General features: G+C 53.2%; 8 protein-coding genes. 6 read left to right on the forward strand and 2 right to left on the reverse strand.

The genetic code is table 11. The annotated features are described in order from the left end of the window. Positions 1–212 precede the first annotated feature (212 nt). The 6 genes from IM265_RS18395 to IM265_RS18420 all read left to right on the forward strand — a co-directional run bounded on the left by IM265_RS18395 (position 213) and on the right by IM265_RS18420 (position 7430). Complete coding sequence (locus tag IM265_RS18395) at positions 213–1031, forward strand: winged helix-turn-helix domain-containing protein (RefSeq protein ID WP_157859378.1); 819 nt, start codon at positions 213–215, stop codon at positions 1029–1031. A 417-nt stretch (positions 1032–1448) separates the two neighbouring features. Beyond that, positions 1449–1985 carry a fimbrial protein gene (locus tag IM265_RS18400; RefSeq protein WP_047367856.1) on the forward strand — a complete coding sequence of 179 codons (537 nt, stop codon included), beginning with the start codon at positions 1449–1451 and terminating at the stop codon, positions 1983–1985. Between the two features lie 180 nt (positions 1986–2165). Then, complete coding sequence (locus tag IM265_RS18405) at positions 2166–2867, forward strand: fimbria/pilus periplasmic chaperone (RefSeq protein WP_224065816.1); 702 nt, start codon at positions 2166–2168, stop codon at positions 2865–2867. Next, positions 2851–5406 (forward strand): fimbrial outer membrane usher protein, encoded by a 2556-nt coding sequence (locus tag IM265_RS18410; RefSeq protein WP_370551788.1) that lies wholly within the window; start codon positions 2851–2853, stop codon positions 5404–5406. The genes IM265_RS18405 and IM265_RS18410 overlap by 17 nt, the downstream gene beginning before the upstream one ends. Position 5407: 1 nt before the next feature. Continuing rightward, positions 5408–6739, forward strand: a complete 1332-nt coding sequence (gene stbD / locus IM265_RS18415; RefSeq protein WP_193031660.1) for a fimbrial usher protein StbD — start codon at positions 5408–5410, stop codon at positions 6737–6739. Continuing rightward, entirely contained in the window at positions 6705–7430 is a 726-nt protein-coding gene (locus IM265_RS18420) for a fimbrial assembly chaperone (RefSeq protein ID WP_063154968.1), read from the forward strand. The genes stbD and IM265_RS18420 overlap by 35 nt, the downstream gene beginning before the upstream one ends. Positions 7431–7583: 153 nt before the next feature. On the opposite strand, the gene fumA is transcribed toward IM265_RS18420, so the two are convergent. Together fumA and IM265_RS18430 are read right to left on the reverse strand one after the other, a co-directional pair. After that, on the reverse strand, positions 7584–9233 hold the full coding sequence (fumA, locus tag IM265_RS18425; RefSeq protein ID WP_193031662.1) for a class I fumarate hydratase FumA: 1650 nt from the start codon (positions 9231–9233) through the stop codon (positions 7584–7586). 53 nt (positions 9234–9286) lie between these two features. Then, positions 9287–10795 (reverse strand): anion permease, encoded by a 1509-nt coding sequence (locus IM265_RS18430; protein ID WP_023325580.1) that lies wholly within the window; start codon positions 10793–10795, stop codon positions 9287–9289. Between the last annotated feature and the right edge of the window lie 379 nt (positions 10796–11174).

Raw genomic sequence — 11174 nt, forward strand, 5'->3', positions numbered from 1 at the left:
ATAACTTGTCTATGATACAGTACAAAATTCTGACTATGGGGCCTGCACTGTGTAATGTATCCTGGACTTCGCAAAAAAAATAAACTTAACAAGATGAAAATATTAAAAATGATCTGCGTCACGTGCCCAAGCGAGGTAACGCGTCAGGAGCCATTTCGCGCATGCCCGGAGGAAAACTTACTTAATAAGAGTTTATGCATATGAAATTTATAATGAATAAGCAGATAATATTTGACTCAGATATGAGTACACTGGGCCTCGAAGGTTCTCAGGATGAGTTGATTCAAATCTCAAACCCTACGAAGAGACTTTTATTGTTGCTTATTGCCCATAAGGGAGAGGCAATAAAAAGGGAAGTAATATTTAAGAAAGTCTGGGACGACTATGGCATGGTTTCCAGCAACAATAATCTTAACCAGTGCGTAAGCAAGTTACGTAAGATTATGAAGAATCTTGGCATGGATGAGGAGGTGATTGTCACCGTACCCAAAATAGGCTTTATGCTGCATCAGCACGTTGACATCGAAAAATGCTCAGAGCCGGTTGACGTCATCATGGGGGCCCCTTCAGAAACCGAAACCGCTTATATTGCCAACGGACGTTTACTAAAAGGCAAAACTGCCGAAAGCAGCGCGGGCGAAGTATCTCGCTGGCGTACGATGAAAACAGGAATAGTAAATCAGCTGGTGCTTTTTTTCGCTGTTGTGGCGCTGGGCGGGGCTGCAGGATTCTGGGTTGCCAGTAAGCCCGTTGAACGTAATGAGATTTACATGGGAAATGCTGGCTCCTGTAAGGTCATGATGTCTGAACAGGCGCTGGACAGTATAACCAATCCTGACGTAAAGAAGGTCGTGATGGATTTAGCGGTAAAGCTTAACCCCGTCTGTAAGAGTAATGAGTATGTCCTGATCATCAAAAGCAGTACGTTCAAAACGTATTCTTCCAATCTCTCGCGTCTCTATTTTATGCGTTGCGGCATGTTGAGTGACGGCAAAGAAGAGATATGCTGGGGGTTATTGCCACCACGTTGAGCGCATTATCCTTTATTTTCCCGGTTTTCGCCGGGAATTTAATCTTCCCTCCCGATCACCGGTTTAATTCTCCCAGAGAATCAACATCCTTTTCTCATTCAAAATCTTGAGAAAAGCATAATTCCTTTTTTTCTCCCTCGCTGGCGCATAAGTAATCACTGCAATTATGACGCGACTGGCATAAAAAACTTAATCGCACATTAAATTACCTCATCTGTAGAATTATAATCTTAAGATTTGCGATTTAATGGTTAATTATTTTTGTAATAGGGATTTTCGTATAGATTTGTTCCTGCAGCTCATCGGGCAGGGTTTACGCGTTCGCCTTTATTTGGCGTTCAATTTCATATGACCGGTTTGTCTGTAAAAAAGGAAGTTTTCATTATCGGTTCAATTGATAAAACAGGAATAAGCGTTATGAACAAGAAAAATATTATTGCGTTAGTTCTGGGGGCGTCACTGGTCTCTGGTGGGGCTTTTGCTGCGTCTGACAACACCATCACCTTCCAGGGGGAGGTGACGGATGAAACCTGTTCAGTTGCCGTAAACGGTAACAGCGCCTCTCCGGTGGTTTTATTGCCAACGGTCAGCGCCTCCGATCTTGCCGCCAGCGGTGATACCGTGGGATCGGTCACGTTTGATATCGGGGTAAGCGGCTGCACGGGCAACGCCAGTGGGGAAACGAAAATCTCGACGGTGTTTGTCGGTAATCAGGTGACGTCTAACGGCAACCTTGGCAACACCGGCACCGCGAAGAACGTTGAAGTCCAGATCCTGGATACCGCCAATGCCGTTGTGAACCTGAGCAATGGCTTTACCGGTAATGGCGACCTCAAGCTGGCCGCGAACCAGACGGACGCCTCCGCTACCTATACCGCGCAGTATTACGCCAACGCAGCGGCGACGGCGGGTACGGTAGAGGCCACGCTGCAATATGCCGTTTCCTATCAGTAACAGGCCGCACTGGAACTAACGTGTGCACGTTTTGCAGGATGCAAACGTGCACATTCCACTCAGCGCATTGCAGTCAGGGTCTCGCCACACCAGGTTCATTCGACCCGGGAGTTGTTAATAATGATAAGCGCACATCTTCAGCGTATCGCTCAGTACCTGACTTATTTGATATGTGTACTGATGCTGGCAAACACCGCATCCGCAAGCGTCACGATACTGGGCAGCCGGATTATTTATCCTGCCGGGGCCTCGTCCGTTGACGTCCAGCTCAAGAATAATGATGACATTCCTTACGTGATTCAAACCTGGTTTGACGAAGGTAATGTTAACGCGACTCCAGCTGAGGGCGCGAAAATCCCTTTTCTGACGACCCCTCCCGTGTTTCGAATCCAGGCGAAAGCGGGACAAGTTATCCGCGTGACTCATACCGGCGCGCGCGATTTACCGCAGGATCGGGAATCCCTGTACTGGTTCAATGCGCTCCAGGTCCCACCCTCGAATCTCGAGAGTGAAAAAGGGCAGAACAGAATGCTGGTCATGCTACGTACCCGGGTAAAAGTGATTTACCGGCCAGCCGGCATTGGCTCCCCAAAAAATCAGCTGAACGGGCTGCGGGTCAACACCACTTTCGATGCGCAAAAGGGATATGGGATTTCGATAGAGAACCCGCAGCCGTGGTATGCGTCATTAACCCTCATTGAGGCTGAGGCGGGGGGGAAAAAGCATACCCTCACAGCTGATACGGTAGCGCCTTTCGATCGTCAAACGTTTTGGTTTAACAACTGGAAAACCAAAACCGTGGGAAACGGTACGGTCAGGGTATGGCTTGTTAACGATCAGGGAGCACGGATCAATGGGCAATACCCTGTCTCGTACCCCTGAGTTTCGTCGCAATCTGCTGGCGCTGTGTATCTCGTTGAGCTGCACGGGGCTGGTGGAGGCGAAAGAATATGTTTTTGACTCTTCACTGCTGCAGGGCTCGTCCTGGGGCATGGATCTGGAGCAGTTTAACCGGCATCAGATCGCACCCGGACGTTATCTGGTGGATGTATACGTCAACAATACGCTGGTGAAAAGCGAAGAAAAGATCGTCTTCCGCGCTAAAGCAGATGGTCGCGATCCTGAACCGTGTCTGGGCAAATCGCTCATGCAGGCCGCAAAACTGAAAGCAGCAGACCGCGATGAGGGGACAGCGTGTCGCCTTTTGAGTGAGTGGGCTGAACATGCAACCTGGCTGTTTGACCAGGCCTCACTGCGCCTTCAGCTGGCTATCCCGATGACGGAACTCCAGCGTACGCCTCGCGGCTATATTCCGGTAAGTGAATGGGACGCGGGTATGGCGGCGATCTTTTTGCGGCATAACACCCGCTACACGTTCACGGAAAATACAGACACTCGCTACCGCTATCACTATTTATGGAGCGGCATCAATGCCGGAACCAACCTTGGGCTGTGGCAGGTTCGACATCAGGGAAACCTGCGCTATGCGGACAGCAGCATAAGTGGAAGCGATTCGGGTTATAACGCCGTTCGAACCTGGGTACAGCGTCCCATCGAACCGATCGATAGCGTGCTGGCGCTGGGGGATAACTATACCGACAGCAGCCTCTTTGGCAGCCTCTCGTTCAATGGGGTGAAACTGGCAACCGATGAACGCATGTGGCCGCAGGGGAAGAGGGGCTATGCTCCGGAAGTCAGGGGCGTTGCATCCAGCAGCGCACACGTGGTGATTAAGCAGCTAAATAACGTCATTTATGAAACCAACGTTCCGCCTGGACCCTTCGTTATCAACGACTTATACAACACCCGCAGTCAGGGGGATCTTGAAGTTGAGGTCATTGAGGCCAGCGGAAAAACATCCCGTTTTACCGTGCCTTATTCCGCTGTGCCTGATTCCGTGCGTCCGGGCAACTGGCAATACGGTCTCTCATTCGGACGCGTTCGTCAGTACTACAGTATTGAAAACACCTTCATGGAAGGCGTGTTACAGCGAGGGCTGAGCAATGAAGTCACCAGCAACCTCGGCCTGCGCGTGGCAAAGGACTACACGGCTTTTCTGGCAGGGGGCGTGCTGGCGACTGAAATTGGTGCAATTGGTCTGAATGCCACCTGGTCTGATGCCCTGGTTGAAAATGATGACCAGCAGCAGGGATGGCGTGCTGAAATCAGCTACAGCAAAACGTTTACGGCAGGCACTAACCTCGTGCTTGCCGCATACCGCTATTCGACGAGTGGTTATCGCGATCTGGAGGATGTGCTGGGCGTTCGCCGCCAGCAGAAAAGCGGTACGGAGTACTATTCAGACACCCTACATCAGCGCAATCGACTGACGGCGACGGTCAGCCAGCCGATGGGAAGCTGGGGGGTACTTAATTTGAGTGCCAGCACGGCGGATTACTATAGCAATCAGTCGCGTATGACCCAGCTGCAGCTGGGCTACAGCAATCAGTGGCGACGAATTAGCTATGGGATGAACGTAGCCAGACAACGGACGAGCTGGGACTACGGACGCTTTTATACCAGTACTCGCGAGCCGGTTGATGACAGTTCAATAGAGAAATACACCGAAAATACCGTCTCCTTCAACGTGTCGGTCCCCCTGGACTGGGGCAGCAACCTGGCGTCGGTGGCTTACAACTACAACCAGTCGCGCGCCAGTCGCTCCTCGACCGTATCGCTAACCGGCACGGCAGGGGACGGTCGTGACAGATCGTACTCCGTGTACGGCGGATATGAACGTTATCGGGATGGGAGCAGCGGTAACGCCACGACGTTTGGTGGAAACGTTCAGGAAAATACCCGCGTTGGGTCCGTACAGGCCAGCTATGACCAGGGGGATAACTACCGGCAGGCAGGGCTTGGTGCATCCGGAACACTGGTGCTACATCCGGGAGGATTAACGCTCGGGCCGTATACCAGCGACACGTTCGCACTGGTACACGCCGATGGTGCCCAGGGGGCGCGCGTGCAGAACGGACAGGGGGCGACTATTGACGCGTTTGGCTACGCCATTCTGCCGTCGCTTTCCCCTTACCGTAGCAACAACGTCAGCCTGGACTCGCGCACTATGATGGCGGATGCCGAACTGAAAGGTGGAAGTCAGCGCGTCGTGCCCTATGCGGGGGCAGTGGTCCGGGTGGACTTTGCCACGCTGAAAGGCAAAGCCGTTCTCATTACTCTCAGTACCCGTGACGGAGAACTACCGCCAATGGGGGCGGAGGTGCGGGATACCGAGGGAACATTGATTGGCATGGTGGGGCAGGGTGGCCAAATTTATGCCCGTGTCCCGGAAGCCTCCGGTGTGTTGCGCGTGAAATGGGGCAAAGAGCGCGACCAGCGCTGCCGTGTGCCGTATCAAATTACCGGGCGAAACGCAGAGCCGTTGGTTTACCTGAGCCAGATATGTGAAAAGGAAAATTAAAATGCAGGACAGGTTAAAACATTTTCTGGTGCTGGGGCTGTTTTTGCTGATAAGCCAGCCCGCGTGGGCAAACTGCATCAGGGTGACCAGCACGTCATCACTCTCCAGCATGGCCATCGCGGCAGGGTATACTGCCGCCGACTGGTCGGGTGCATGTGATACCTGCCATGGCAATATTGGGCTGCCGGCGGTAATCAGTATCAACAGCGGCACTAACTTTCAGCCGTCGGGGACGTTGCTTGCCAGCGCGGTGGGCAATTTTTTAACGGCAGCGACTAATAAAACCTATGCCAGTAATCAAATTCTATTCCGCTGCGCCCTGTCTGACGCCGGAAGTTTATATGAAATGTATGCTACCAACGGCGATAATGCCTATACCGGCATGTATGCCTCCGCTGAAATTGAGGGTGCGTATTATGATGTCGCAAAAAACGTCGCCGTAAGAATGACCAATCTCAGCACCGGGGAATATTACAGCCGCTACTGGAAGCAAAGACAAATCACCTCGGCAGACTGGTATCAGGATGGAACCTATATTTACATTCCAGCCAGCGCATTCAGCAATGTGCTGTATGAAATGTATAAGATTTCATCCACCACCTATTATCTTAACGCCAGCAATTACTATAAAGATGCCTATACCCAACCGCGAGGCTATATAGCCTTTAAAGGCCCCGGGCTGGCATCAAATTCAATCGTGGTGGGCCAGGATAGCGCGATTTATTATTATGGCTGGTATACAAACTGGCCCGGCGCATGGAGTACCTACAATGCCGTGACCTACGTCCGTGGTGCACTATGTCAGGTTAAAGACTATCCCTCCGTTGTGCTTTTACCCACCGTCAGCTCCGCCGCGTTGCAGGCCGGAGGTACCAGTCAGGCTCCGTTCTCGGTCAGCCTCGAGTGCGAGTCAGGTGCGGTTTCCGGTACCGCCACGTCCACGGCCAGCAAGGCAAACGTGGCCATGGGCTTTTTAGTCAACCAGCCCGTTGCTGTCAGTGCTGCGCAAGGGCTGGGGCTGGTGACCAGCGGTGGGGGTCTAACCTGGCTACTGGATTCGCATTACGGTAACAGCGGCGTGGCTTCTGGCGTGGGTATAAAAATCCTTAACCGGAGTGGGACGGCAATCAATTTGTTACCCGACAGGAGCATAACCGGCACGGGAAACTCGCGCGGCTGGTATGCGTATCAGGATCTTACCAGCCTGACGTCGACGGGGGCGGTAAACACCTATACCGGTGATTTTACCGCATCATTAGAGGCCCTCAGTGGGCAAACTGTGACGCCAGGTACGGTTAATGCGCAATTACAAGTCGTTGTTAATTTCCAGTAGGCTTGCTCTGGCAGGCTTGCTGATGACGTGCCTCATCGCTGAGGCCTATGCCGTGGTTAACGTCGATCGGACTCGTGTGATTTTCAGCGCTGGCGAAATGGCCCAGTCGCTGAATCTCTCTAACGATGGTGAAACGCCAGCCATAATTCAGGTCTGGACGGACACGGGCGATCCGCTGGTGCCGCCGGATAAAGTCAGCACGCCGATTGTGTCTACTCCTCCGGTTTTCAAAATGTTGCCGAAGGAGATTCGCTCGTTGCGTTTGCTGCTTACGGCACGTCAGGGGCTGCCGAACGATCGGGAAAGCGTCTTTTGGCTGAATATTTTCCAGATCCAGCCTGAGAGTGAGCGGACCCGGCAGAACGCGCAAAAGTTAATTCTGCCGTTACGCTTAAGGATGAAGGTCTTTATTCGTCCTGCCGACATCGGCGATCCTGATGCTCTTCAGTATCAGACGCTTCAGTTCAGCGCTCATGATATGCGGTTAATCATTACTAACCCGACGCCCTGGAATATTAGCCTCAACGTGGAGATTCCCGGGCAAAGGCCGCTGACCAATATTATGGTTTCGCCACGGGCGGAAAAGGTGATTTTGCCTGATAAGCCACTCTTGCCGGGAAAAACAATAGCCTATCGTGTGATTACCGACGACGGTAATTATCTCAGTTATCAGGCCGTTGTTCGACAATAGCATGCGGCGTTAGCATATATTGAAAAACTAAAATGAAGAAAAAGCGTTTGTATGGTGTGTATGGAGAATAAGAAAACTATTCTCCATACAGGGCAGCGACAGCAGGAGTTAATTAACAAGTTGCTGTCGCTGCTGCTGGCGTTATGGAAAATCTCAGCGCTGTGAACAGCCTTTGCACTGCTTGTTCTGGATCTGCTGGAAGAAGTCGTTGCCTTTATCATCCACCAGAATAAACGCCGGGAAGTTCTCCACCTCAATTTTCCAGATCGCTTCCATACCCAGCTCAGGATAGGCCACACACTCCAGGCTCTTGATGCTGTTTTGCGCCAGCACCGCCGCCGGGCCGCCAATGCTGCCCAGGTAGAAGCCACCGTGCTTATGGCAGGCGTCGGTCACCTGCTGGCTGCGGTTGCCTTTTGCCAGCATGATCATGCTCGCGCCGTGGGATTGCAGCAGGTCTACATACGAGTCCATGCGCCCCGCCGTGGTCGGGCCGAGTGAGCCAGACGCGTAGCCTTCCGGGGTTTTTGCCGGACCCGCATAGTAAATCGGATGATCTTTGACGTACTGCGGCACCGCTTCGCCGTTATCCAGCAGCTCTTTAAGCTTCGCGTGGGCAATGTCGCGCGCCACGATAATGGTGCCGTTCAGCGACAGGCGGGTAGAGACCGGATGCGCGGAAAGCTGCGCCAGGATCTCGTTCATCGGCTTGTTCAGGTTGATGCTCACCACGTTGCCTTCGCCCTGCTGGCGCAGGGATTCAGGAATATACTGACCCGGGTTGTGCTCAAGCTTCTCAATCCAGATCCCGTCGCGGTTGATCTTCGCCTTGATGTTACGGTCGGCGGAGCAGGAGACCCCCATGCCGATTGGGCAGGAGGCACCGTGGCGTGGCAGGCGGATCACGCGGATATCGTGGGCGAAGTATTTCCCGCCGAACTGCGCGCCGAGGCCGAGGTTCTGTGCTTCCTGGAGCAGTTCCTGTTCGAGCTGAACGTCGCGGAACGCCTGGCCGTGCTCGTTGCCTTCGGTTGGCAGCGCGTCGTAGTAGCGGGTGGAGGCGAGCTTCACGGTTTTCAGCGTGGCTTCCGCTGAGGTGCCGCCGATAACAAACGCGATATGGTACGGCGGGCAGGCTGCGGTCCCCAGGGTACGCATCTTCTCAACCAGGTAGTTTTTCAGCTTCGCCGGGGTAATCAGCGCTTTGGTTTCCTGGTAGAGATAGGTTTTGTTGGCAGAGCCGCCGCCCTTCGCCATGCACAGGAATTTATACTCGTCACCGTCGACGCTGTAGAGGTCAATCTGTGCGGGCAGGTTGGTGCCGGTATTCACCTCTTTATACATATCCAGCGCCGCATTCTGCGAGTAGCGCAGGTTGTCTTCAATATAGGTGTTATACACGCCCTGACTCAGGGCCGCTTCGTCACCGCCCCCGGTCCAGACGCGCTGGCCTTTCTTACCCATAATGATTGCCGTGCCGGTATCCTGGCAGGTTGGCAGCACGCCCTTGGCGGCGATTTCAGAGTTACGCAGGAATTGCAGGGCAACGTACTTATCGTTCTCGCTGGCTTCCGGGTCGTTAAGAATGGCGGCGACCTGCTTCTGATGGGAAGGACGCAGCATAAATGCGGCGTCGTGGAAGGCCTGCTGCGCCAGCAGGGTCAGGGCTTCGGGCTCCACCTTCAGCACTTCCTGGCCGTCGAATTCGGCAACGGAGACATGCTCGTTGGTCAGCAGGTAGTATTCGGTGTCGTCATGCGAAAGAGGGAAGGGGTTCTGATAAAAAAACGGTTTATTCGACATAGTATTGCTCCACAAAAATAAAACCGCCGGAGGAGAAGTCCGGCGGTCAGGAATCAGAACATCATGGACATCCACGGGTAGCCAATCAGCAGCAGGGCCGCCAGGAAGATGGCACCGAAGATGGTGCCGAGGCGCCAGTAGTCTTTGGTTGGCAGGTAGCCGCTACCGTAGTAAATCGGGCTTGGGCCAGTACCGTACGGGGTGATGATCCCCATCACGCCCAGCGAGGTCACCATCAGCAGAACGAACACTTCCATATTCATGCCCGGAATGGTGGAGGCGATGGTCAGCATCGCTGGCAGCAGCGCCGTGGTGTGCGCGGTGGTGCTGGCAAACAGGTAGTGCAGCAGGTAGAACGCCAGCAGCAGGACGATGGTCGCCACGCCCGGAGAGATACCGCTCATCAGCAGGCCGCCTTCTTTACCTAACCAGCTGATAAAACCGGTAGAGGAGAGGCCATCCGCCAGCGCCACCAGGGTGGCGAACCAGACGAAGGTATTCCACGCCGCTTTGTTGCCGGTGATATCGTTCCACTCCAGCACGCCGGTCCACAGCATCAGGCCGACGATGAGCAGGGCCGCCATCGCGGGTTCAATCCACGCGGCGGCGAAGATCCACATCAGCAGCGCGCAGCATACGAACACCAACAGAAGGATCTCATTGCGCGACAGTTTGCCCAGTTTTTCCAGTTCACGGGTCGCCCACAGCGGCACTTCGTTGTTCACCTTCACTTCTGGCGGGTAGAACCAGTAGGCCAGCAGCGGCATGGTCAGGATCAGCAGGATGCCCAGCGGCAGGAAGGCCAGGAACCAGGTCCCCCAGGAGATGTCGATCCCAACCGTACTTTTCACCAGCGCCAGGGCCAGCAGGTTCGGCGCAAGGGCGGAGAGGAACATTGAGCTGGTGATACAGGCCGCGGTGATCGCCACCCACATCAGGTACGAACCTATCTTACGCGCGCTTGGGTCGTTGGGTTTTGAACCGTACAGCGGCGGCAGGTTAGCGATGATCGGGTAGATGGTCCCACCGCTGCGCGCGGTGTTGGACGGAGTGAACGGTGCCAGCAGCAGGTCCGCAAACGTAATCGCGTAACCGAGCGTCAGGCTGCGACGGCCAAGGTACTTCACCAGAATCAGCGCCAGACGGCGGCCGAAGCGGGTTTTGTCATAGCCTGCGGCGAACATAAAGGCACCGAAAATCAGCCAGACGGTGGAGTTACCAAACCCGCTCACTGCCCACTTAAAGGAGGCGCCCGCCAGCTTGAATTTCGGGTCAGCCAGCTGTTCAGGGCTGAACAGCACCCACTGGCTGCACAGGGCAATGGCGACCACGCCGGTCAGGCCGATCACCGCGCCCGGCAGGGGTTCGAAGATAAGACCGACGATCACGCCGACGAAGATGGCGAAGTAGTGCCACGCGTAAGGAGGCAGTCCTTCCGGTACCGGAACAAACAGCAGCAGTACGGCGACGATGACGGGCAGTGCCATCATCAGCAGACGTTTTGCGTTTCCATTTGATGCCTGGTTCGCCACAGGGGGCGTTACAGCAGTTTTTGTATTCATAGTTTCACGTCTTAAGTTGTCAAAAATTCGGTCGCACTGAAAAGTCAAAATTGCTTTCTTAAGTTTCTTTGCTTTTTTTAGTTATTAAAGGTGCGTTTTTGTATTTTCAGTAATAGCGATTTAACGCTTTTTTGTGTGCGTTAAATTAAAAAATGATGATGTTTTTATATTGCGCTTTTAAATGCCATGACTATTGATCGAGATCAAAAAAACAGAATTGCAGCGTTATTTTTATGCTTTTATTAATAACCACTCTGGCGTATGTGGTTATTATCTTTTTTGCGGGTTTATTTTATCATTTCTGTAACAATTCGAAATTTTAATAACGTCTATTCAATTGATTTTAAAGGGTGTTTTTGGTTTATCGTGAAATGGTTTT

Origin of the sequence: Enterobacter cloacae complex sp. P17RS (genome assembly GCF_014895885.1) — a bacterium.
GTDB classification, from domain to species: domain Bacteria; phylum Pseudomonadota; class Gammaproteobacteria; order Enterobacterales; family Enterobacteriaceae; genus Enterobacter; species Enterobacter bugandensis.